The following is a 23,201-nucleotide window of genomic DNA, read 5'->3' as shown; positions in this document are numbered from 1 at the left end:
AGAGAACATCAGGCCAGGGAGATCGTTACACAACGTCCATGTTGCGCGATCGGCCTGTTACAGGCCGATCGTGTCGATCCCTAAGCCAGCAGGGTTTTACAGATGCCCAGCAGCTGCTGTACATCTTCAATGCGGGTCTCTCCGCTGGCTTTATCGATGATCGAACTGTAGACATGCGGGATCACTTTGCTGACGCCCGATTCCAGCGCAATGTGCACGATCTCACCGAAATTTTCCAGATCGATACCGCCAGTGGGCTCCAGCCAGAAATCCTGTTTTGCACAGGCTTCCGCCACGGCGCGATACTCATCCACCGCCTGCAAACCGCCCATCGGGAAATATTTCACCGAGCTGCCGCCCATATCCTGCAGCATCGCAATCGCCGTTTCGATGGATACGATCCCATCACGCTGCTCTGCGCTGCGCGGTCCGGTGGAGATTTTCACCTGACCTGGCGTGCCAGTGGGCGAAATCAAACCGTTCACTATCGTCTGTGACTGGCCCAGCAGCGCACGACTGGTGGCAACGCCAGTAAAGACCTGATTCACATGCTGCGGTTGCAGCACCGCCGCGATCTCACTCACCATCTGTGACTGCCTGGGATCACCTGCGCCCAGTCCAATTGAGAGCGCATTATCGATCAGCGCAGCATATTCGCGCATATCAGCGATAGCGGCTTCATTGCTGGCGTAGTTTTTTGACAGCACGCCAACCAGCACATGCCCTTCTGCCGCCTGCCAGATGGCGCGGGCGTTCTCCTTTGATCCCGCCAGCACGTTAAGGCAGAGACGATCCTGATAGAAATTAGGGGTCAGCGTCATGCGTGTTTCTCTCCGTTTAACAGTGCCTGAATGCGGGTGAAAATAGTGTGCAGTTGCCCGGCGCTGACGCTGCGCACGTCCGCTTCGATGATCCCTTCATTGGCTTTGTAGCCACGGAAGTAGATTGCGACATCGCCCTTTTTCAGCGCCTGCACCAGATCGCCAGTGCGCTGCTGGATCGCGGCTTCGTCAAACGCGATCTCAGCACGGGCGATGTCACGGCCAGCACCATCCCACACGACGCGGGCCGTGACGCCATTCAGACTGTTGAGCTGTTCAATGAACGGGGTCATTTTTTCCACCATCTGCGCACCGCTGATTTTTGGCTGCGTCAGAGTGTTTTCAATCGCCTGGGTCAGTCCCAGAATCCCCTCTTTGCCCACTTTCATCGCGCGGCCAATGCCGTTGGTCTGGCGTTTGACCCACTCAACGTAGTCGTGCCGGCCAATCACGAGGCCGCTGGTCGGCCCTTCAATCGCTTTTGCCCCACTGTAGATCACCAGATCGGCACCCGCCTGGTAGTAGCATTGCAGATCCTCTTCCGCTGCCGCATCAACAATCAGCGGGACACCATGCTGGCGCGCAACGGCCGCGGCCTGCGCCACATCGAGATGGCTCTTCTGCACACAGTGGTGCGATTTCACATAGAGGATCGCCGCGGTCTGTGGCGTGATCGCCGCCGCCAGCTGGTCGGGTGAGCACTCATTGCTGTACCCCGCTTCCACCAGTTGCCCGCCACCCAGTGCCACCATGCTGCCGACCGGTGCGCCATAATTCACGTTGTGCCCTTTCGGCACCACAATCTGGTGCGGCACGGTCAGCGGTGCGGCATGCAGGTTATCCACCAGCCAGTCATTGTCTTTCACAATCACCGCCGCCACGCTCTGGGCGATACCGGCGGAGGCGCAGGAGACCACCAGCGCGTTCTCCACCTTCAGCAGACCGGCAATGTAAGCACCGGTCTTATCCACCAGATCTTTCATTTCAAAGTAGTGTTCGAGGCCGTATTTCACCGTGTCGACCACGTCACTCGACGGCGTAGAGACGCCGAGGATCGTCATACGGCCAGAGGCGTTAATCACCGGCTTCAGGCCATATTTTTCATATACCGAGGTCATGCGCTATTCCTTCTTCAGTCGCGATCCACGTACCGGCGACTACTGCCGCCAGCGGGACCAGATGCTTCTCACCGGCGACCTGTTCACCTTCTGAATCGATGAATGGCCGGGTTTCCTCTTTGACGCTAAAAACCGTCAGATCGGCGTCGTAGCCGACTTTCAGCTGGCCTTTGCGCAGCAGGCGCAGTCCTGCGGCCGCATTGACCGTTACACAGTCGATCACCTGCGGCAGTGTCATGCCGACGCTGAAAAATTTCGACATCACATGCGCCAGGTTGTGAACCGGACCGGCCAGACGATTGCGGCAGTAAATGTCAGAGCTGATGGTGTCGGGCAGAATGCCCTGGGCAATCGCCACACGGGCGACCTCAAAGCTGAAACTTGCGCTGCCGTGGCCGACATCGAGTTTTACGCCGCGCGCGATAGCCTGTTTTACCGCCGCTTTGAGTTCGCCCTGCGGCGTCAGAATGCGGTTGGGTTTACCATTAAAGCAGTGCGTGATGATATCGCCTGTGGTGAGCAGATCCGCAATCTGGTCGAGGTTGGGCGGATTGTTGCCGATGTGAACCATTAGCGGCAGACCGCCGCTCTCCTGCTGGATCGCTTTGGCTTTGATCAGCGGCTGAATGCCGTTTTGACCGACCACGCTGCTACTGATGCGCGCCTTGAGGCCGACAATAAAATCGGGCAGTCGCGCCAGCGCCTGCTGCACCGCCTCGCCATCGATTTGCGTCATGTCGGCCAGCTCATTCTGAGTGACGATGCCGGTGCAGGCGATATTGATCAGCGCATAAACCTGGGTCTGTGCCGCGCGCGTCAGCTGGTAGAAATCATCAATGTGCTCTGCGCCGGTGCTGCCCGCATCAACCACCGTGGTGACGCCATGCGCCACGCCAATCGCGTCCGCTTCATCATGATAAATCGGCGATTTGGGATAGCAGTGAACGTGGGAGTCGATCCAGCCCGCGCTGAGGTAGTAGCGGCCTGCCAGATCGCGTTCGCTTTGGGCGTTGCCCTGCACCCTGCCCACGGCGGCGATGCGGCCATCCTGCAGCGCAATGTCGACCACCTGCTCATCGCTGAGTCGCGCAGCGCGGATAATCAAGTCGTACATGGTTTCTCCTTAACGGCAGCCCGCTGCCGGGCTGCCGGTGAGATCAGAGAGCAATCGGGAACAGCGCCCCAAGGATCATTGCGCCGAGGATGGCACCGCCGGTAATGGGTTTATTCCAGAGATAGAACAGCAACGCCCCCAGCAGCGAACCCAAACCAATCGGAATGGATGCCGCCATGGCTGACAGAATGATCAGCGGACCCAAAAAGCGCCCCGAGGCATTACCCGCGCCCATCATCACGTCTGCACCGTAGGTGGAGTCGCTCTGATTGATGGTGAATTTACGCGCCAGAATAATCAGGTAGCCAATCGCTACGCCAATCACCAGCCCCGTCGCCAGCGAAGCAGCGAAATTCGCCACCGGAAAGACGATGCCCGCACCCAGCAGCAGTGCCGGAACGCCCAGCCCGACGCCGGTCTGAATCGCTCCGCCGATATCCAGAATGCCCACCAGTGAGCCTTCGATGATACGGGCGAACAGGAAACTGGCACCAAAGGCTGCCACCGCGCCGTAGACGCCGGTTTCCATGCCTGCACGCAGCATCGAGACAAACGCCACTTCATTAAACGCGCCGATGCCATAGAGGTAATACATGTGAGTTCCGGCAAAGACACCAGAGGAGAGCAGGCCAACAAAGATCGGGAAAGACCAGTCGGCGTACCAGAAGCCTTTATTTTCGTTCATCGCATCGCCTCTTATTTGCCGCTGACTGAGTTGTGGATCATGTCGAGCCAGCCGGGAATGCCGAGCTGGAAGGACTGCAGCAGCTTCATGTCGAAACCACGGAAGAAGCCGCTCAGCACAAACAGCAGCACGATGGCGGTCATCATCACTTTGGTGACCCGGTTCCAGCCGCTCTCTTCCACGCCTTTACCGATCAGAATACCCAGCACCAGTCCTGGCACGGCATTGCCCATAATCAGCTGCGCCAGACCGCCAAAAATGGTGGCCCAGAAGCCTGACTTTCTGCCTGCGTCGATCGCCGCCAGCCAGAAGATCACCGGCATGACGGTATTCACCAGCAGATTAGCGGCCGGCACCAGCACTTTGACCGCCGTAACCTGCAGCGCAGCCGGAACAGCCGAGGCGGTCGAGTTGAGGAAGGCAACCACGATCATGCCAATGATGCCGCAGGCGATAGCCATTTTTTTCGGATCGTGTAGCGTCTCCGCCACATTGCGATTCTTCACCATCAGTGCAGCCGCGCCCCAGTTTGGAATGATGCGATGATCAACATCCTGAGTGAATGAACCGGCTGCGACAGACGATGCCCAGGCATTGAAAAAGAAGCCAAGACCAAAGGAGAAGTGGGATGCCGGATCGCCCTCACACGAGTTCAACTCGCCCAGCGTACGAAAGGCGCCCATGCCCTGAGTGGTTGGCGCGTGGAACATGCGCGCAGCGCCCGCACCGACGCCGACACCTACCAGCCCGCCAATGATCAACGACTTAAACAAAATGATTAAAAACATGTTGTTGTACCTTGTTGTCGTTTTTACCCGTCATACCGCGAGTCGCCGCATTGCCCTGGCCTGACCGCCGCGATATCGCAACAGCAGAGAATCGGGCAAACCGGCGACTGACGTTAACAGGCTCTGTTTTAAGATGCCGCCGTGAACGCCACCTGTTCGGTGTCGAAAACGGTGACGCTGACGGTGATCTCCAGCGTGACGCTGAAGTTCCGCCGTTGGCGCGCCAGAAAGAAGAAGAGGAACTTCTCGTTTCTGACGCTCTCCTGCGCGCGCAGCACCCGGACATCCTGAGGTTCAATGCGCAGCAGAATTTTTTGCGTCGTGCGCAGAACCTGGTTCTGCACACGACTCAGGGCATCGGCAAAGGCTTTCGCTTTGGTGTCCCCTTTGCCCTCGACCGTCACCTGGGTAACGTATTGTTCCTTCATAATCAGTTACCGTGCTTCTTGTTCCAGGCCTGCACCAGCCGCTCGCCTAACTCTTCTTTATCCATGAAGCCGAAGCCCAGCACCGTGGCACCTTCATTGATGGCGGTAACGCCTTCGTCGACAGAACGCATGCCATGTTTTGCTTTATAGCCATATTTGTTCTGCGCAGTGATAGCGCCTGCACCGCCGCTGCCGCAGAAGGAGATACCGAAATCGGCGTTTTCTGCTTTCATCACGTCACCCAGTTTCATGTCAGCCGCCACACCCGGCACCACGACGGCACGGCCACCCGCTTTTTCGATGCCTGCGGCCACTTTCTGTCCTTTACCTAAACGATCGCCAATCACGACGGTTACCATGTTGTGTTCCTCTTCAGTTGTTTGATCGCGCGACTTCAATATGCACTGACAGCAGCCAGGCCTCTTCGCGGGGCAGATTGCCAAACAGATCCACGACCTGCTGTGCCAGCGCTAACGTTTCCGGCGGAATATCCTCAAACAGCTCCGCTTCCACTTCTGGCAGCGGCTCCCCGCTCAGCGAGCGTGACGCCATAGCACCGACATGCGACTGCAGCATCTGCTGTTGAACCGCATTGGGGTGAATGCCATGCTGCTGATAGATCGCAGCTATCTGCGTCATCACGCTGTCAGCCAGTTGCTGCACTTTCTCCGGTGGCGCTTCATACACCGGGACGCCGTTATTGCTCACCTTGCTACTCCTGTTAAACCGGATAATTCGCGTTAAAAATAAATTAACGGCCATCGCCCCGGCTGTGGAGAGGCAACATTTCCAGCAGCAAGTGGAAATTGAAGTGAAGGTTGTGCGTCAGATCGCAGGCTGCACGTTTAGTGCGACACTCGTCGCATTATGCGCAAAATGATGGAGTTAACCGTGGCAGGCAGTGATGTTGTGCGGCGACCAACCGGGTACGTGCGGATTTACGGGCCGGTGATAAGCAGAAGTGATGGTAAAACCGCCGGTCGGGTTGACCGGCGATCTGTTTACCGGAATTTCTTATGGTTAGTATTGCGGATGTCATCAAATTTGGCGGCTTCGCGCTTTGCGCCATCCACGTTATTGGCTTTCGCCAGCGCGCTGACCACGTCGATCTGGGCAATCAGTGAGTCAAGACCCGCGTGGTAATCTTTGATCTGCGCGCTGTCAGCAGGCTGACCTTCCAGCTTGTCGGGCGTCGACTGCTTCGCATCCTGCGCCGCGACACGCATTTTGGTTAACGCCTGCTGCATCTCCTGCGCATTGTCACTTTTTTTGACGATTTTCAGGTTCGCATTCAGTGTGTCCATATCCTGCTCCAGATCCGCCGCATAGAGGCTGACGCTGGAGAACAACAGAGAAGCCGACAACATTGCAATCACATGCTTACGCATCATTACTTCCTTTTTATTGTGATGAAAAAAAAGCAGCCAACAGGCTGCTTCAGGAATCCATCTTTATTGTCCCGCTATCTTCATCTCAGGCAGTAACACTGAACCGCACTGGATATTGCTGCGGGTTTCAATATCGTCACCGATGGTCACCATGTTGCGCCACATCTCTTTAAGATTACCGGCGATAGTGACTTCGCTGACCGGGTACTGAATCACGCCATTCTCGACCCAAAAACCGGCCGCCCCTCGTGAGTAGTCACCGGTAATGGCGCTGACGCCCTGACCCATCAGCTCGGTCACCACTAAACCGGTGCCCATCTGCTTCAGCAAGTCGTCAAAGCTGTGCCCCTGGCCCGCAATGCGCCAGTTATGAATGCCACCAGCGTGACCGGTGCTGGTCAGGCCCAGTTTACGGGCTGAATAACTGGTTAACAGCCAGGTTTGCAGTACGCCATCTTTAATGATGTCGCGCGCCTGAGTTCGTACCCCTTCGCTGTCGAATGGCGTGGAGGCGAGCCCTTTTAGCAGATGCGGCTGTTCATTAATGGTGAGCCACTCCGGCAGGATCTGCTGCCCCATTGAATCCAGCAGGAAGGTCGATTTACGGTAAACGCTGCCGCCGCTGATCGCGCCGACCAGATGACCAAACAAGCCGGTCGCCACTTCAGCGGCGAAAATCACCGGGGCTTTCATGGTCGGAAGTTTACGCGGGGCCAGACGGGAAAGCGTGCGGCGCGCACACTCTGCACCGACCCACTCCGGGCTTTTCAAATCGTCAAACGCGCGGCCAATAGTATAGGCGTAGTCGCGCTCCATATTGCCATCCTGCCCGGCAATCACACAGCTGGAGAGCGAGTGACGGCTTGAACAGTAGCTTTGCAACATGCCGTGGCTGTTGCCAAAAACTTTAATGCCGACGTGGCTGTTGAAACTGCCCCCTTCGGTATTGGTAATACGCTTGTCTGCGCGCAGTGACGCCTGTTCCGCCTGCGCAGCCAGTTCAATGGCGCGGTCAGCATCAATCTCCCACGGATGGTAAAGATCAAGGTCTGGCGCATCATAGGCCAACAGCTCCGCGTCGGCCGGGCCGGCAAAGGGATCGGGCGAGGTATAGCGCGCAATATCAATGGCCGCCTGCACGGTACGTTTGATCGCATCCGGGCTGAGGTCGGTCGATGAGGCGCTGCCTTTACGATTCTGATGATAAACGGTGATGCCCAGCGCACCGTCGCTGTTGAATTCGACGTTTTCCACTTCGCCATAGCGGGTACTGACCCCGATGCCGGTGGTTTTACTGACTGCCACTTCCGCACTGTCAGTGCTTACTTTAGCCAGTTCAAGTGCCTGCGCAATGGCCTGCTCCAGTACTTTTCGCTGTTCTGCAACCTGAGTAGATACGTTCATCGACCTGCCCATAATCTTATGTGTGAATGATTTGAGTCTATCAGAGTCAGAGAACAATTTCGCAGTCACCCGATAAACTGGTAGGATTAGCCTCTTTTTTTTGGGAGCCCGGAAATGACCAGACAGCCCGATGAGTGGCTCGACGATGTGCCAGATAATGACGAAGAAGAAGATGAAGAGATTATCTGGGTCAGTAAGAGTGAAATTAAACGCGATGCAGAAGAGTTAAAGCGCCTGGGTGCCGAACTGGTTGATCTGGGTAAAAACTCGCTGGATAAAATCCCACTGGATGAGCGCCTGCGTACCGAAGTCGAACTGGCGCAGCGCATCAAAAAAGAGGGTCGCCGCCGTCAGCTGCAGCTGATCGGTAAATTACTGCGCAGTGTTGATGTAGAGCCGATCCGCGTTGCGCTGGATAAGCTCAAGAATCGCCATAACCAGCAGGTTGCGCTGTTCCATAAACTGGAAATGCTGCGCGATCGTCTGATTGAACAGGGTGATGAGGCAATGGGCGAGGTGATTGCGCTTTATCCCGATGCCGATCGTCAGCAGTTACGCAGCATGATACGTAACGCGCAGAAAGAGAAGGCGGGCAATAAGCCGCCGAAGTCTGCCCGCCAGATTTTCCAGTATCTGCGCGAACTGGCTGAAGCGAAGTAATGCCATGGCGGGCACCTTCGCCCGCCTCCCGGCAGATAACCTGTCGGGAAATGGAGAGAATATGGGTGCGCAGCCGCAACTGGCGTTCGTTCGATTCACACCACGTCCGATATCGCCAAAAGTGACATAAGGTACCCAGACGCTTTCGTTGCCAGCCGCACAATCGAACTGTAACCCCTGCTCCTGGTCATCACCTTTATTGGCAAACTGTTTCGCATCCGCATGTTTATAGCCCAGCTTATCGGTGGTGGTCCGCCGATCGCTTTTATTCCGCAGGTAGAGATCAACGCGATGAGCGGTGCGACGCCGATCGGTGTCGCAATAATCAACGTCACCGGTGCGTCATTGATTGTCATGTGCATAATCCGTCAGCGCAAGGGAATAGAGCCCGCCGACAGACCAGCGAACATTAATTTTATCCCAGGGCGCCACGCCAAACTTCCATTCGGTGCGCGAGGCGTTGACTTCAGGCTGAATAAAAGACGATAGCGTCCTGCCCCCCGTAATAAGATTTCAGAAAGATCACCTCCACCCCATTTAACACGGTGTCGTTATAATACCTGTCTTTCGGATCTGCGCCGCCGGTTTAAAATTTGGTTTTGACGCCGGGAGGCTGGAATCAAAAATACGCGGTTTTTTTGAGCAAAGACTATTATCGGGAATAACGCTGTTAAAAAAAGCGCCCATAACGGGCGCCTGTGATGTTATGCCAGTCTGTCCAGCAACTTCTGATGAATGCCGCCAAACCCGCCATTGCTCATCACCAGAATAAAGTCGCCTGGCTGAGCGGCTTTCGCTACCATCTCCACCAGGGTATCGATATCCGCGCTCCAGTGCGCAGGCGGAATGCATGCGTCTGCCACGTCTGAAACCTGCCACGGAATGTGGTGCGGCTGGAATAGAAAGACCTCATCCGCACGCGCCAGCGACGGTGCCAGATCGTTTTTGCTGACGCCCATCTTCATGGTATTAGAACGTGGTTCAAGCACGGCCAGGATGCGCGCTCTGCCGCCAACTTTGCTGCGCAGTGCAGCCAGCGTCGCCAGAATCGCGGTCGGATGGTGGGCGAAGTCATCATAGACTTTGATGCTATTCACTTCGCCGCGCAGCTCCAGCCGTCGACGTGCATTGATAAAGCTGTTTAGTGCCTGGCCTGCATCTTCCGGCTTCACACCCACATGTCGTGCGGCAGCAATCGCCATCAGCCCATTGTGCATGTTGTGTTCACCCACCAGCGACCAGGTCACTTCCCCGACTTTCTCGCCGTCGAGCCACACTTCCCAGTGAGACGCATCGTTGGTCAGCTTCTTCGCCTGCCAGCGCCCGTGTTCACCGACACTCTCCTGCTCGCTCCAGCAGCCCATCGCCATCACCTGTTTGAGGTTAGGATCATGTTCCGGCAGCAGGATCTTGCCCTGGCCCGGCACGATCCGCACCAGATGGTGGAACTGCTTCTGAATCGCGCGCAGATCGTCAAAGATATCCGCGTGATCAAACTCAAGATTGTTGAGGATCAGGGTTCGTGGGCAGTAATGGACAAACTTGGAACGCTTATCGAAAAATGCGCAATCGTACTCATCCGCCTCAATAACGAAGAATGGACTTTTTCCTAATTTTGCCGAGACATCGAAGTTTCCAGGCACACCACCAATAATGAAGCCTGGCTCAAGGCCGCAGGCCTCCAGAATCCATGCTGCCATCCCGGCTGTCGTGGTTTTGCCGTGTGTTCCCGCGACCGCCAGCACCCAGCGATCGCGCAGCACGAAATCGTGCAGCCACTGCGGGCCAGAGAGGTAAGGAATGTTGCGTTCCAGTACCGCTTCCACGCAAGGATTACCCCGCGTCATCGCATTGCCGATAATGACTAAGTCAGGCACCGGGTCGAGCTGGCTGGCGTCGTAACCTTCCGTTAATTCAATGCCTTGCTGTTCGAGCAGGGTACTCATTGGCGGGTAAACGTTGGCGTCTGAACCTGTCACCTCATGACCAAGTGAACGTGCCAGCATCGCCAGACCGCCCATAAAAGTGCCACAAATCCCGAGAATGTGAATGCGCATAACATGATCCATTACTCAAAAGTTCGGCGCACAGTGTAACGCCGCTCGCAGACGGAAGAAACGGATTAGGACTATGGTTTTTGAAGTTCAATCGGCTAAACTGCGTACGCATCCGTTGGCAGACTGTTACGCGTGCTGCCACTCCATCGAAGATTCAGGGAATGTGTTATGAAAACGTTGGGCGAATTTATCGTCGAGAAGCAGCACGACTTTCCGCACGCCACAGGTGAACTGACGGCGCTGATTTCAGCTATCAAGCTGGGTGCCAAAATTATCCACCGCGACATCAACAAAGCCGGTTTAGTGGATATTCTCGGTACCAGTGGTGTGGAAAACGTTCAGGGTGAACAGCAGATGAAGCTGGATCTGTTCGCCAACGAAAAACTGAAGGCAGCACTGAAAGCGCGTGGCATCGTCGCCGGTATCGCTTCTGAAGAAGAAGACGAGTTCGTTATCTTTGAAGGTGAGGAGAACGGTAAGTACGTAGTGTTGATGGATCCACTGGATGGTTCTTCTAACATCGACGTTAACGTTTCCGTTGGTACCATTTTCTCTATTTATCATCGTGTCAGCGAACCGGGTACGCCAGTGGTTGAAGCGGACTTCATGCAGCCAGGCAATAAGCAGGTCGCTGCCGGTTACGTGGTTTACGGCTCATCCACCATGATGGTTTATACCACCGGTGCAGGCGTGCATGCGTTTACTTACGATCCGTCGCTGGGTGTGTTCTGCCTCAGCCACGAACGTATGACCTATCCACCCACGGGTTACACCTATTCGATTAACGAAGGTAACTACATCCGTTTCCCGCAGGGTGTGAAGAAATATCTGAAGTTCTGTCAGGAAGAGGATCTGCCAACGCACCGTCCTTATACTTCGCGTTACATCGGTTCACTGGTGGCTGATTTCCATCGTAATCTGCTGAAAGGCGGTATTTACCTCTATCCAAGCACCGCCAGCCATCCGCAGGGCAAGCTGCGTCTGCTGTATGAGTGCAACCCGATGGCGTTTCTGGCAGAGCAGGCGGGCGGTAAAGCCAGCGACGGTCAGAAGCGTATTCTGGATATTCCACCGGTCACGCTGCATCAGCGCTGCCCGTTCTACTGCGGTAACGAGGCGATGGTGAACGACGTTGAGCGTTTCCTGGCCGAGTTCCCGGATTGCCGTCAGGGCTAATCCGGCAGTGATATAAAAAAGCCAGGGTGCGTTAATCGCGCCCTGGCTTTTTTTATGAAGCGTGGCGTCAAATTGCTGTAAGTCTGTGCTGTACAGGGAACACGGTCAGATCGGAATAAACGCAAGGCTGTCATCCCTGACTGTTCGGCCCGCGCCGTTCATGGCGCGGGACGCTTTCCTCCCCTGACCGTATTACCTGCGCCCTGAGCTTATTTATTGCGGCCCGGTTCGCTCTGATTTGGGTGAATTCGCTGTCTGAGGAGGTGATTTTCGTGCCCTTATGTTTATTACCCCGTCTGCAACCTGAACTGCGCCATCGTTGCATGAAGCTGATCAGATTGCGCCTCCAGCGACTGGGTCGCGGCGGTTGCCTGCTCCACCAGCGCTGCGTTCTGCTGCGCCGCCGCATCCATCTGTGTTACCGCCAGATTGACCTGCTCAATGCCACGGCTCTGTTCGTCGGAGGCCATTGAGATCTCTTTCATCAGTGCCGTTACGCGCATCACCTCGCCAGAAATCTCATCCATGGTTTCCCCGGCACGCGTCGCCATCTCGCTACCCTCTTTAACCCGCGTCTGTGAATCACTGATCAGTGTACGGATCTCTTTAGCCGCATTTGCACTGCGCTGGGCCAGCGTGCGCACTTCGTTTGCCACCACCGCAAAGCCACGGCCCTGCTCCCCTGCGCGCGCCGCTTCAACGGCGGCATTGAGCGCCAGGATGTTGGTCTGGAAGGCGATACCATCAATCACGCTAAGAATGTCGCCGATACGATTGGCGCTGTCGGTAATCTCATGCATTTTTTCCATCACACAGCAGACCACCTCCGCACCGCGATCGGCAGTATCGGAGACCGCGTTAGCCAGCTGATGCGCCTGCTGGGCATTGCTGGCGTTAAGCCGGACTGTGGATGTCAGCTGCTCCATGCTGGCCGCAGTCTGCTCCAGCGAGGAGGCGGACTCTTCGGTACGCTGCGACAGATTGACGTTGCCCGCGGCCAGTTCACGGCTGCCGAGGTTGATCTGCCTACTCGCTTCGCGCACCTGACTCACTGAGGCGCGCAACGACTGTTGCATCCCGGCCAGCGCATGATTAAGCCGCCCCAGCTCATTGTTGCTCGAAGGTGGCAGCGCCTGCGACAGATCGCCTGATGCAATCTGCTCAAGATGCAGAATCGCCAGGTTCAGCGGCTGCAGCAGCATCCGGCGCAGCAGTTGCCAGGCCAGCACCAGCAGCACCAGCGTCAGCAGCATCGCCACGCCAATCAGGATTTTCATTTTGGTTTCGTTGTAGGCCGCCTGTTCAAGCTGCGCTTTGGTGATCTGATCGGCTAATTGGCCAAAGTTCGCGACCGCCTTGTTATAGCTGGCCGCCAGCGTCGCCAGATTGCCTTCAAGCAGCTGGTAATATTCATCGGTATATTGCTTATCCAGCGCGCTCATCATCGGTTTGATGCCCTGGTCGAGATAGGCTTTGTAACTGCCTGAAATCGCGTCCGCCAGTATCTTTCCGTGCGCCGTCACCGTTCCGGCGTCCATAAACCGCTTCAGGTTTTGCTGTGATGACACCACATCCGCCTGTGACAGTTTTGTTACTGCCGCCCCCTCTTCCAGCATACCAATTTCAATTTTACGCACCGCCAGCGCCGCATTAGCACGGGCTCGCATCAGATCTGCATTGCTCTGATAAAGACTGTTCAGCTCGATTGCCTGAATGCGGTTGATCACATCCAGTGAGCGATTCCCTTTGTTAATTGCCACAATACCCATAAAACTCACCGCCAACAGCAGCAGTGTCATAAATGCCAGCAAGGCCAGCAACCCCGTGCGAAGTGATAACTGTTTCATCCTGTTAGTTTCCGTGTATGAAAAAGGCGAAATTTTCAGCGACCCTAAAACGGAAAAGATATCGGCAATAACGGTCCGAAGCTTTAACCCTGATTAGTGTTAACAACTTGATCATCACGGAAACATCAATCAAGCTGATGGCCGTTTATACGCTATCGGGAGAACAACTATGAAACCAGCCCTGCTTCTGACACTACTGTTTACCAGTGCTGTGGCGATGGCAGAGGATCTGCCGGCGGATGCCTCGCTTGATCGCTGCCTGAATGACGCCTCTACGACGCTTGCCATGAATCAGTGCTACGCTGCGGCAACTCAGGCCTGGGATCAGGAGATGAATAAGCAGTACAGCACACTGATGAAAACCCTCACCGGCGAGCCTAAAAATAAATTGCGTGCCGCACAGCGCGCCTGGCTGAATTACCGCGACAGCTGGCTGGAGGCGAGCCGCAGTCAGCTCACTGACCAGGGTACGTCAGGCAGCGTGGCGCTGGGCGCCCAGAGCCTGAGCCTGGTGCGCAATCAGGCGCTGATGTTGCAGTCACAGGCTTTAGGCAATTGTGCTAACCCCGATGATTGTTGATCGATAATTGGCTTTTGCGCTGGCTGAAGCCAGCGTACTCATTAATCTTCAGGGAGAAATCATGGCCGCTTATGCCTCGACTATCATTCTGATCTGCCTCGCCATACTGAGTTATTTCGTTCACAACAATGCAGTGACCCTTTCAATTCTGATTCTGCTGGCAATCAAAATTACCCCGCTGGCCCAGTTCTTCCCCTACGTGGAAAAACAGGGCATCACCTTTGGCATCATTATTCTGACCGTGGCGGTGATGGCTCCGCTGGCCAGCGGCTCTCTGCCCGCCTCTGCACTGATCAAGTCATTCGCCAACTGGAAGTCGATTATGGCGATTCTGGTGGGGATCTTTGTCGCCTGGCTGGGCGGTCGTGGCGTGAACTTGATGAGCGTGCAGCCTTCAGTCATCGGGAGTCTGCTGATTGGTACGGTGATAGGCGTGGCATTCTTCCGTGGCGTGCCGGTAGGACCACTGATTGCTGCAGGCATTGTTTCGCTGTTTGTGGCGGCTAAGTAGCGTTTGGGCGCATTCCGAAACGCCAAAAAGAGGGCATACTTTCAGAGTCAGTTGGCTATAATAGCCGACACTCAACATACGACTACTGAAGGAATGCCAGATGAGTTTGAACCAGGTGCCAGCAGGTAAAGACCTGCCAGAAGATATCTACGTTGTCATTGAGATCCCAGCGAATGCTGATCCGATCAAATATGAAGTTGATAAAGAGTCTGGTGCCCTGTTTGTAGACCGTTTCATGTCTACCGCCATGTTCTATCCGTGCAACTACGGTTACATCAACCATACCCTTTCTCTGGATGGTGATCCGGTTGACGTACTGGTTCCGACCCCGTATCCATTGGTACCAGGCTCAGTGATCCGCTGCCGTCCGGTTGGCGTGCTGAAAATGACCGACGAGTCTGGCGAAGATGCCAAGCTGGTTGCCGTTCCGCACACCAAGCTCTCTAAAGAGTACGATCACATTAAAGATGTGAACGACCTGCCAGAACTGCTGCGTGCACAGATCACCCATTTCTTTGAGCACTACAAAGATCTGGAAAAAGGTAAATGGGTGAAAGTGGATGGCTGGGATAACGCCGAAGCCGCTAAAGCTGAAATCATCTCCTCTTACGAGCGCGCACAGAAGAAGTAATTCTGCTGCCCATTTGTGAGTCGAAAAAAAAACACCGTCCAACTGGACGGTGTTTTTATTCAGGCCTCTGGCTCCGCATCGCGCTTCAGCCAGTCACCACTCATAATGCGCTGGCGTCCTGCCACTGAGCGTTGATAGACATAAAGCCATGCACTGCCAAACGGCGTCTGAGTCAGATAACGTTTGTACTCTCCCCCTTTGGTGCGAAGCGCATCCAACTCCGCAAGGGTTGAGGCATCAATGCGGTACACCTCGCAATGTACCGCACCATTGCCCTCAATGACGCCGGGATAATGCCCCAGACTGTAAAGCTCAAAGCCTTCAATCTGGTGATCACCCAGCCACTGCGCATTTGTCATCCAGTGACTGTTTCCCTGTTTGCGCCGTAAACTGCCGTAGACAATTATTCGCATTGCTAAAACTCAAACTGATAGAGCAAATCGAGAGCCTGATCCACACCGGATACGGCTTCCAGATAGAGCTTAGGCATCAGGCGGTAACGTAAGGTTAACGTCGCCAGTGAATCAAATATGCCAACACCGTATTTTACCTGCAGACCCGGTAGCACGTAGCCGCTGACCTGCACCTGCTGGCTGTCGCCAACACCGGCAGTATCAACGGCCAGATTACTGACACCGAATGTCTCCCCGATTTTACCCACAACCTGCCCACTTTGTGCAACCCCTAAGCCAACAAGGGCCGAAGTAAGGGCATTACTGTCGCCGTCACTGCCGAGTCCCTGACCGCGCAGCAGATAGGAAAGCGCTTCCTGTTGCGACATCACCGGATCGGAGAAGACTTCCGCTTTCGGCTCATCCGCGAGGCCGGTGACGCGCAGACCCGCAGTGACGTCATCTTCAGTGGCCTCCGGGTTACGGATGGCTTCCAGGTTGACGTAAGGCTGATCCGGTGGACCGGCAAACTGCAGCTCACCTTTGCGCACGATCAGATCCTGACCATAAGCGTGGAAGCGACCGGATGGAATGTTGATCTGGCCGTTTAAGCCCAGACCCGACCGATCCTGCACCATTTTCAGATCGCCATTCAGCTTCGCTTTCAGGCCAAATGCAGAGAGCCGCACATCGTTGCCGACGTGGATGACCAGATTACTGTTAATCGGAATAGAGGCAGTTTGTGGTGCGATTGGCTTCAGCTGCTGATCCAGCATTACTTCATCCGACGAGACGCCGGTGGCACTTTCCGGCACTTCCTGCACCGTGATGCGCGCCCACGGAATATCGACACGGCCATCCAGGTTAAAAGCGGCTGGCGTCGCTTCAAACACCAGATCCGGCGAGACGTCCATACGCACCATCGGCGGTACCGTTACGCGAACCCGACTGCCCTGCGCCGCGATGCGCGCACGCCAGTTGTCGAGCTGGCTCCAGTCAGCATCACCGCTGAGGTTGATGTTGCCCTGCCCGGTCTGCACCAGACCGTTGAGGGTAGAACGCATGCCGTTGAACACCAGGTTCAGGTTGGCGGCGGTGAGATCAACCGGCATAAAGTTGCCATCCACATCCACACCCGTCAGGCCAAGCTGACCAAAGACCTGCGGCTGTTGCACGCTTCCGCCCAGCCGCAGGCTGCTGTTCAGGTTGCCTTTGATCTTCTCGCCCTGCATCAGCGCCGGATTCAGCATCGCCAGCGAGATATTGCGGATGTTGACGTTACCGCCCAGCGTGCGGCGGTTTTGCGGGTCGTCGATCTGCACATTGCCATCCAGCTGACCGTTTTTGGCAATGCGGATCAGCCAGTCGAGCTGGGCGCGCCCGTTTCGCAGCGCGGCATTCAGGTTCAGGGTGTCGAAGGCGATTGGCAGGCTATTGCCCTGCACATCCTGTACCACTTTCACACCGTTGCCCTTCAGTGCCACGGCACCGGTTGGCAGGCTGCCATCGGCAGTCCAGTTGACGCGCACATCGCCGCTGAACAGGCCGCTAAGCTGGGTCGCCTCCGGCATAAACGGCTTCACCATCGCGAGGTCAAAGCGATTCAGCACCACATGCGCCTTGCCTGCCGGGCCTGCTTCAACCGGCTCCGGCACGCAAATTTGCGCATTGGGATTCTGCCAGCAGTGCGGCCCGATGGTCGTCGTCTGACGGCTGTTCAGATAATCGATCGCCATGGCGCGGGTCAGACGCCACTCACCGACCGGCGTATCAAAGTGGGTATCGTTCAGCGAGCCTTTCCAGCGCTCGGTCTGACGATCAAAGCTGCCGTTCAGCGCCAACTGACCCGATACCGGTTTTCCCTGTACATTAAGCTTCAGCAGATGCTGATGCTCGTTACCATCCGCATTCAGGGTCAGCAGACTGATGTTCAGCGCATCCTGCTTAAGCTGCTCAACGCGCAGTTGCAGTTTACCCGCCACCTGCTCGCCAGAGCGGACGTCACCATTCAGAGTGACGCGATTGATCTGCATCTGCTGCCAGCGCAGACCACGACCATTGAGATTGGCCAGCAGTTGTGGTGCTTTCAGTGTGCCACGCGCTTTGATTGTACCGTTGACGACACCGCCCAGGCCGGGCAGTGCATTGTCGAGCTGTGGCGCGTCGATGCTGGCGTCGAGATCCAGACTGTCGCCCAACGCCCCTTTGACATCCAGATGGTTTCGTCCCAGCGCCAGCTTGATGCCCGGCACCGTCCACTGGTTGTAGCTATTACCGGTCAGAGAGCCGTCAGCGGTCACGGCATTCTGTTTCACATTGCCTTTAAGTTGTAGCTGAGGCACGCTCAGCTGCCAGCTGCCGCCATACAGACTACCGCGGGTCGTGATTTTGCCATCCAGCCGCGCGGGCCAGTCTGGATACTGTTTAGCGGTATTAATCCCCGCCAGCGTCAGTTCGCTGCGCCAGCTAATTGCCTTGCTCCAGTCCACCAGCGCGGTGAGATCGATGTTGCCCTGCAGCGCCGCCACGCGAAGGCGATCGAGGCTGAACTGCTCAACGTTGCCTTTACCCGTCAGCGAAACCGTCGCCGGTGGCACAGATTCCCCCTTCACGGCGGTGCGCAGTGACATCACATAGTCGGTAGCTTTGCCTTTAAATTGATAGTCCAGATTATCCGCCTGGTACTGTACCGGGCCGGTTAACGGCCAGCGTAGCTGCGGGCTGGTCAGCTGCAATGACAGCGGCAGTCCCGCCACCGCCAGCTGGGTTGTGGCGTCCAGCTGCGCCTTCACCGGACCTGACAGGTTCAGGCCCAGCTTCAGCTCGTCGCGCATCGCGCCGTTAAGTTTCAGCGCGAGCTTTTCGCCTTTAATCGGGTCGGTATTGACCGTGCCGTTCAGCGTGAAATCCACCGGCCAGTTATCTGCCAGCGTTGCCTGCCCGCGACCGTTAAGGTTACCCAGGTTAGAGTCCACTTCCAGCGTCGTCAGTTGCATCTGACGATCGGCGGTTTTGGCTTTAAGCAGCAAACGGCTGACGGAAATATCGGTGTCGCCAGTAATCCGCAACTGCTCGCCGAGAATCTGCTGCACCTCAATATCCAGCGGCAGCCGGAAATCAGGCAGCGCAGGCAACAGCGGTTGCGCAAACATCGCCTGCAGCGTTTCACCCAGCGGTTTTTCAGCGGGATGTGGCTGCTGAACTTTTGGCTCCACCACCTCTTCATTCACGACTTTCGCCGCTTTCGGCAGCGCAATCAGCAGACTTTGAATATGAGTCGGGTTCAGCGTCAGCGCGCGATCCTGCCACTGCAGGCCGGTGGTGAAATCAAGCAACGAAATAGCGGTGTCATCAACTTTGACATTAATGTTTTGCAGGCCAAGATGACGCAGCGTGATGGGGTATGGCGTGCTGAGGTTAGTGTTGCCACTCTCCTCTTCCGGCGCTGGCGCAGCTGGCGTCATTTTCTTACTGTCGACCACCACGCTGATATCGCGCAGAGAGAGATCGTTAACACACACTGAGGAGTGCAGCAGGCAGTTGAGGTCCACCGCCAGATGGATTTGTCCGGCATCCACGCTGACGCCCGGCATTTCGTAACGCAGACCGTTAAGGGTCAGGTTACGCCAGCCGCCATCGACCTGTTTGATCGACAGGCCAGGCACCCAGCGCGACGCGCCCTTCAGCACTAAATGCAGCCCCGGCGTGGTGCCGATTAAAAATGCCACGCCGCCCAACAGCAGCACCAGAAAGATCAGAATGCCGATCAGGACCTTTTTCCACCACTTCATAGTTCAGGCCCCAGTCCTACGTAAAATTGCAATCCATGCTCCTCGTCATCGCCGATTGGGCGGGCAATATCAAATTTGATCGGCCCGACCGGTGAAGACCAGCGCACACCAAAGCCTGCACCGGTTTTTACATTACTTTGTTTAATATCGTTGACCGCTTCACCCGAGTCGACAAACACCGCACCCCACCATTTGCCCGTAACGTTGTACTGATATTCCAGCGATCCGGTGGCGAGTTTTGACGCACCGGTAAGTTTGCCGTCATCATCGCGCGGTGAAATGTTTTTGTATTTGTAGCCGCGAATACTGCGATCACCCCCGGCAAAGAAGCGCAGATCCGGCGGCACTTTTTCAAAGTCGTTGGTTTCAATCCAGCCAACATTGCCGCGCGCCACAAAGCGATGACTGTCACCGAGAGTACGGATCCAAACGTTTTGCGCCTGCAGGATCAGGAAGTCGACGTCTGAACCCCAGGTGGTATCAGAGACGTCCACCGAGTAGCGCTGTGAATCGCCCCAGGTTGGCATCAGACCACCACGGGAACGGGTACGGTTTACGCTGACGCCAGGATAGAGCAGCATGGTGGTGTTGGTCACGCTGCCCTGGGTAAAGTGATCCAGGCTCCAGCGCAGGTTGACTGCCTTCTGCCAGCCGCTGCTGCTGTCCCAGTTGCGCGACATCGCAAGCGTAGTGGTATCCGCTTTGGTGTCATTGAGATCGGTGCGCTTCAGTCCGCCGGAGAAGGTGTAGTACTGCTCCAGCGGGCTTTTCAGCAGCGGCACTTTGTAGCTGAGATCGACCTGCTGTTCCGGCGCGGAAACGTAGGCACTGGCTGCCAGGCTGTGGCCGCTATCGTTGATCCACGGCTTTTTCCAGGTCCCTTTCAGGCGCGGGCCAACATCGGTAGAGTAACCAACGCCGGTTTCAATGGTGTTTTCGGTGCGGGGTGACATTACGGCACTCAACGGTAGCACTTTGGTCTGTCGCCCCTTGCTGAATTCTGGCGCGACCACCACTGAATTAAACCAGCCAGTAGCGGAAAGGCGGCGGTTAAGCTCGGCTAAATCACGTGAGCTGTAGTAATCCCCCTCTTTAAAAGGCACCAGATTTCGCAGGTACTCTTCGCGAATCTGCGATCCCTGAAAAGTGACATCACCAAAGCGATAGCGCTCGCCGCTGTCGTAGTCGATATCCCAGAAAGCTTCACGCCGCTCAACCGAGACGCCGAGCTGGCTTTTTTTAAAGGTGCCGTCGAAATAGCCGTTACGCAGCGCAAGATTAGAGAAGCCGCTTTTGAATTTGTCATATTGCCCGTGGTTAAGCTGCGTGCCCACTTTGGGCCGCCCCTGCTTCACCCAGGCTTTGTAATCGGGATCATTACGCGCATCGCCTTCCACCACAATGGTGCTGCCGCCAATTTTGACAGACTCGCCAGGCGTCACGTGTGCCACTAATACCGGCCGTCCCCCCTTCGCAGGCGCAGGGCGGGATTCAAAATCGATGGTGGGTTCGTAATAACCGAGTGCGCGCAGCCCCTCTTTTATCGCAACAGAGACACGCGCACGAAAACGACCATCATTAGAGACCTCATCGCTGCCGATGGTGGACAAGCGCGCTCTGACATTTTTTTGCAGATCCCCGGTTAAGCCGTTTACCTGCAATCGCACTGTCGCCGCCTCAAGGGCGGGCGCGGCAAGCAGCAGGCCAGCCATGCAATAAACATAAAATCGTGGCACTTGTACTCCTGTTAATCATGCCGGCCCCTATTCCGCGGGGCGCTTATTAATCATCTTTGCCCGCACTACCGCAACGGCAACACCCTCATCATAGCCGCACTTTATGGCAAGCGGCGGCGCAACGCTGACATCTAAGTCAAATAACGGGGCTATTGTCGGTAAATGGGGGGAGCGATACAACTCCTGCGGGACGGAATGTTCAGTCCAGAACAACTCACCAAGATAAATCTGAGTCGATAACCAGCAGTTCTGGTCGCTAATGCTGTCTGAAGCGGCGGTTTGCCCTCTGGCGGCCCGATGAGCGCTCCTGCTATAATCTGCCACCACAGGCATTCCGCCTGTTTTCATTTCTGCCCCGACGTTTACGTTGTTGTCGAACTGGCGCAGACATTTTTGGCACGGATAGCTTTGTTTCACGGATAAACCAACTCTGTTTGCGATTACCCACGCTGCCCAGGCCAAAAATGACAAGTAGATAACCCTTTGGATCTCATATGTTAGATAGCTTGCTTGTCATTTTATTGCTGATCGTAATCAGTGCCTTTTTCTCCCTGTCGGAAATCTCGCTGGCGGCCGCCCGTAAGATCAAACTGAAACTGCTGGCCGATGAAGGCAACATTAATGCACAGCGTGTACTGAAAATGCAGGAAACACCGGGCATGTTCTTCACCGTGGTGCAAATTGGCCTCAACGCCGTCGCCATTCTGGGGGGTATTGTCGGCGACGCCGCCTTTTCACCGGTTTTCAGCGGCCTGTTTAACCGATTTGTCTCGCCGGAACTGGCGGAGCAACTCAGCTTTATCTGCTCTTTCACCATCGTCACCAGCCTGTTTATTCTGTTTGCCGACTTAACCCCAAAACGGGTCGGCATGGTCGCACCGGAAACCATCGCGCTGCGCATCATCAACCCGATGCGTTTCTGCCTGCTGGTGATGCGTCCGCTGGTGTTTCTGTTTAACGGCCTGGCCAACGTCTTCTTCCGTATTTTCAAACTGCCGATGGTGCGTAAAGATGATATTACCTCCGATGATATCTACGCGGTGGTGGAAGCCGGTGCGCTGGCTGGCGTGCTGCGTAAACAGGAGCATGAGCTGATCGAAAACGTGTTTGAGCTGGAGTCACGTACTGTTCCCTCCTCAATGACCTCGCGCGAGAATATCGTCTGGTTTGATCTGCACGAAGACGAAGCCAGCCTCAAAACCAAAATCGCCCAGCATCCTCATTCAAAGTTCCTGGTCTGTAGCGGCGATATCGACCATATCGTTGGCTATGTCGACTCAAAAGAGTTGCTGTTGCGCGTACTGGGTAATCAGAGCATGGCGCTGAACAGCGGACTGCAGATTCGCTCTGCACTGATCGTGCCGGATACGCTGACCCTCTCTGAAGCGCTGGAAAGTTTTAAAACCGCCGGAGAAGATTTCGCGGTGATCATGAACGAATATGCGCTGGTCGTGGGCATTATTACCCTGAATGACGTGATGACCACGCTGATGGGCGATCTGGTTGGTCAGGGCATGGAAGAGCAGATTGTGGCGCGCGATGAGAATTCATGGCTGGTTGAAGGCGGCACGCCGATTGATGATGTGATGCGCGTGCTGGACATTGATGATTTCCCGCAGTCAGGCAACTATGAAACCATCGGCGGCTTTATGATGTATATGCTGCGTAAGATTCCGAAGCGTACCGATTTTGTGAAGTTCGCTGGCTACAAGTTCGAAGTGGTGGATATTGATAGCTATCGCATCGACCAGTTGCTGGTCACGCGCATTGATGAACGACCGCCGGTGCTGAGTATGACCAAAAGCGAAGAAGAGTAGAATGACTAAGGGCGCCATCGGCGCCCTTGTTATTAGTTGAACTCAAGTTTGAGACGAACGACCTGGCGGTTAATTTCTGACATCACGCTCAGGTGCTGTTTGTCTTTGACGCGTGGGATTAATACTTTCCCTTTATCGAACTCGAACGCGCCGACGTCCTTGATATACAACCTTCCTTTGAACAGCGTTTTTACATATTTCGCTATTTGCAGCGGATTATAGCGCTGGAAGATCTTCATACTGACTAACTCCTGTAC

23 protein-coding genes are annotated in these 23,201 nt (G+C 55.5%); 6 read left to right on the top strand and 17 right to left on the bottom strand.

Features of this window, described 5'->3' with window-relative positions; genetic code table 11:
* Positions 1-80: 80 nt before the first annotated feature.
* From dagF to pmbA, 10 genes are all read right to left on the bottom strand, one after another.
* Complete coding sequence (dagF, locus tag WFO64_RS18615; protein WP_337013522.1) at positions 81-821, bottom strand: 2-dehydro-3-deoxy-phosphogluconate aldolase; 741 nt, start codon at positions 819-821, stop codon at positions 81-83.
* Positions 818-1,939, bottom strand: coding sequence for a DgaE family pyridoxal phosphate-dependent ammonia lyase (locus WFO64_RS18610; RefSeq protein ID WP_337013521.1), 1,122 nt, complete (start codon positions 1,937-1,939; stop codon positions 818-820). Before WFO64_RS18610 ends, dagF begins: the two co-directional genes overlap by 4 nt.
* On the bottom strand, positions 1,923-3,053 hold the full coding sequence (locus WFO64_RS18605; protein ID WP_337013520.1) for an amidohydrolase/deacetylase family metallohydrolase: 1,131 nt from the start codon (positions 3,051-3,053) through the stop codon (positions 1,923-1,925). The genes WFO64_RS18610 and WFO64_RS18605 overlap by 17 nt, the downstream gene beginning before the upstream one ends.
* A 43-nt stretch (positions 3,054-3,096) precedes the next feature.
* Entirely contained in the window at positions 3,097-3,738 is a 642-nt protein-coding gene (locus WFO64_RS18600) for a DUF4310 family protein (protein WP_010256482.1), read from the bottom strand.
* Positions 3,739-3,749: 11 nt separating this feature from the next.
* Positions 3,750-4,526 carry a DUF4311 domain-containing protein gene (locus tag WFO64_RS18595; RefSeq protein ID WP_010256480.1) on the bottom strand — a complete coding sequence of 259 codons (777 nt, stop codon included), beginning with the start codon at positions 4,524-4,526 and terminating at the stop codon, positions 3,750-3,752.
* A 128-nt stretch (positions 4,527-4,654) separates the two neighbouring features.
* Positions 4,655-4,954 carry a DUF4312 family protein gene (locus tag WFO64_RS18590; RefSeq protein ID WP_337013519.1) on the bottom strand — a complete coding sequence of 100 codons (300 nt, stop codon included), beginning with the start codon at positions 4,952-4,954 and terminating at the stop codon, positions 4,655-4,657.
* A gap of 2 nt (positions 4,955-4,956) precedes the next feature.
* Positions 4,957-5,313, bottom strand: a complete 357-nt coding sequence (locus WFO64_RS18585; protein WP_337013518.1) for an SFCGS family glycine-rich protein — start codon at positions 5,311-5,313, stop codon at positions 4,957-4,959.
* A 13-nt stretch (positions 5,314-5,326) separates the two neighbouring features.
* Entirely contained in the window at positions 5,327-5,662 is a 336-nt protein-coding gene (locus tag WFO64_RS18580) for a glycine dehydrogenase (RefSeq protein WP_337013517.1), read from the bottom strand.
* 293 nt (positions 5,663-5,955) lie between these two features.
* The gene (gene cybC / locus WFO64_RS18575) at positions 5,956-6,342 is read right to left on the bottom strand and encodes a cytochrome b562 (RefSeq protein ID WP_337013604.1); all 387 of its coding nucleotides are present in this window, start codon (positions 6,340-6,342) and stop codon (positions 5,956-5,958) included.
* 63 nt (positions 6,343-6,405) lie between these two features.
* Entirely contained in the window at positions 6,406-7,746 is a 1,341-nt protein-coding gene (gene pmbA, locus WFO64_RS18570; protein WP_442956162.1) for a metalloprotease PmbA, read from the bottom strand.
* Positions 7,747-7,860: 114 nt separating this feature from the next.
* On the opposite strand from pmbA, the gene yjgA reads away from it, so the two are divergent.
* A complete protein-coding gene (yjgA, locus tag WFO64_RS18565; RefSeq protein ID WP_337013515.1) occupies positions 7,861-8,406 on the top strand; it encodes a ribosome biogenesis factor YjgA in 546 nt (181 codons plus the stop codon).
* A 704-nt stretch (positions 8,407-9,110) separates the two neighbouring features.
* Here yjgA and mpl read toward each other — a convergent pair.
* Positions 9,111-10,463: a UDP-N-acetylmuramate:L-alanyl-gamma-D-glutamyl-meso-diaminopimelate ligase gene (mpl, locus tag WFO64_RS18560; protein WP_337013514.1), complete on the bottom strand. Its 1,353-nt coding sequence runs from the start codon at positions 10,461-10,463 to the stop codon at positions 9,111-9,113.
* 168 nt (positions 10,464-10,631) lie between these two features.
* Here mpl and fbp point away from each other — a divergent pair, with 168 nt between their 5' ends.
* Complete coding sequence (gene fbp, locus WFO64_RS18555) at positions 10,632-11,639, top strand: class 1 fructose-bisphosphatase (RefSeq protein ID WP_337013513.1); 1,008 nt, start codon at positions 10,632-10,634, stop codon at positions 11,637-11,639.
* Positions 11,640-11,926: 287 nt separating this feature from the next.
* Here fbp and WFO64_RS18550 read toward each other — a convergent pair whose 3' ends face one another.
* Positions 11,927-13,486 (bottom strand): methyl-accepting chemotaxis protein, encoded by a 1,560-nt coding sequence (locus WFO64_RS18550; RefSeq protein ID WP_337013512.1) that lies wholly within the window; start codon positions 13,484-13,486, stop codon positions 11,927-11,929.
* Between the two features lie 169 nt (positions 13,487-13,655).
* On the opposite strand from WFO64_RS18550, the gene WFO64_RS18545 reads away from it, so the two are divergent.
* The 3 genes from WFO64_RS18545 to ppa all read left to right on the top strand — a co-directional run bounded on the left by WFO64_RS18545 (position 13,656) and on the right by ppa (position 15,208).
* Complete coding sequence (locus tag WFO64_RS18545) at positions 13,656-14,066, top strand: lysozyme inhibitor LprI family protein (RefSeq protein WP_337013511.1); 411 nt, start codon at positions 13,656-13,658, stop codon at positions 14,064-14,066.
* A gap of 61 nt (positions 14,067-14,127) precedes the next feature.
* Complete coding sequence (locus WFO64_RS18540) at positions 14,128-14,577, top strand: DUF441 domain-containing protein (RefSeq protein ID WP_337013510.1); 450 nt, start codon at positions 14,128-14,130, stop codon at positions 14,575-14,577.
* A 100-nt stretch (positions 14,578-14,677) separates the two neighbouring features.
* Complete coding sequence (gene ppa, locus WFO64_RS18535; RefSeq protein WP_003855519.1) at positions 14,678-15,208, top strand: inorganic diphosphatase; 531 nt, start codon at positions 14,678-14,680, stop codon at positions 15,206-15,208.
* Between the two features lie 59 nt (positions 15,209-15,267).
* Here ppa and WFO64_RS18530 read toward each other — a convergent pair whose 3' ends face one another.
* Genes WFO64_RS18530 through WFO64_RS18515 form a run of 4 tightly spaced genes read right to left on the bottom strand, consistent with a single transcriptional unit; the run spans position 15,268 to position 21,598 of the window.
* The gene (locus WFO64_RS18530) at positions 15,268-15,621 is read right to left on the bottom strand and encodes a gamma-glutamylcyclotransferase family protein (protein ID WP_337013509.1); all 354 of its coding nucleotides are present in this window, start codon (positions 15,619-15,621) and stop codon (positions 15,268-15,270) included.
* Positions 15,622-15,623: 2 nt separating this feature from the next.
* Complete coding sequence (gene tamB / locus WFO64_RS18525) at positions 15,624-19,391, bottom strand: autotransporter assembly complex protein TamB (RefSeq protein WP_337013508.1); 3,768 nt, start codon at positions 19,389-19,391, stop codon at positions 15,624-15,626.
* A complete protein-coding gene (gene tamA, locus WFO64_RS18520) occupies positions 19,388-21,103 on the bottom strand; it encodes an autotransporter assembly complex protein TamA (RefSeq protein ID WP_337013603.1) in 1,716 nt (571 codons plus the stop codon). Before tamA ends, tamB begins: the two co-directional genes overlap by 4 nt.
* A 51-nt stretch (positions 21,104-21,154) precedes the next feature.
* Positions 21,155-21,598 (bottom strand): hypothetical protein, encoded by a 444-nt coding sequence (locus tag WFO64_RS18515; protein WP_337013507.1) that lies wholly within the window; start codon positions 21,596-21,598, stop codon positions 21,155-21,157.
* Between the two features lie 23 nt (positions 21,599-21,621).
* On the opposite strand from WFO64_RS18515, the gene WFO64_RS18510 reads away from it, so the two are divergent.
* On the top strand, positions 21,622-22,944 hold the full coding sequence (locus WFO64_RS18510) for a hemolysin family protein (RefSeq protein ID WP_337013506.1): 1,323 nt from the start codon (positions 21,622-21,624) through the stop codon (positions 22,942-22,944).
* A 32-nt stretch (positions 22,945-22,976) separates the two neighbouring features.
* On the opposite strand, the gene WFO64_RS18505 is transcribed toward WFO64_RS18510, so the two are convergent.
* Positions 22,977-23,183 carry a DUF1107 domain-containing protein gene (locus tag WFO64_RS18505; RefSeq protein ID WP_003855513.1) on the bottom strand — a complete coding sequence of 69 codons (207 nt, stop codon included), beginning with the start codon at positions 23,181-23,183 and terminating at the stop codon, positions 22,977-22,979.
* Positions 23,184-23,201: the final 18 nt, after the last annotated feature.

It is taken from the genome of Pantoea sp. AS142, from assembly GCF_037152305.1.
In the GTDB taxonomy this organism is placed as follows: domain Bacteria; phylum Pseudomonadota; class Gammaproteobacteria; order Enterobacterales; family Enterobacteriaceae; genus Pantoea.
The sequence above is the reverse complement of the archived record's forward strand: the minus strand, read 5'-3'. Positions and strand labels throughout refer to the sequence as shown.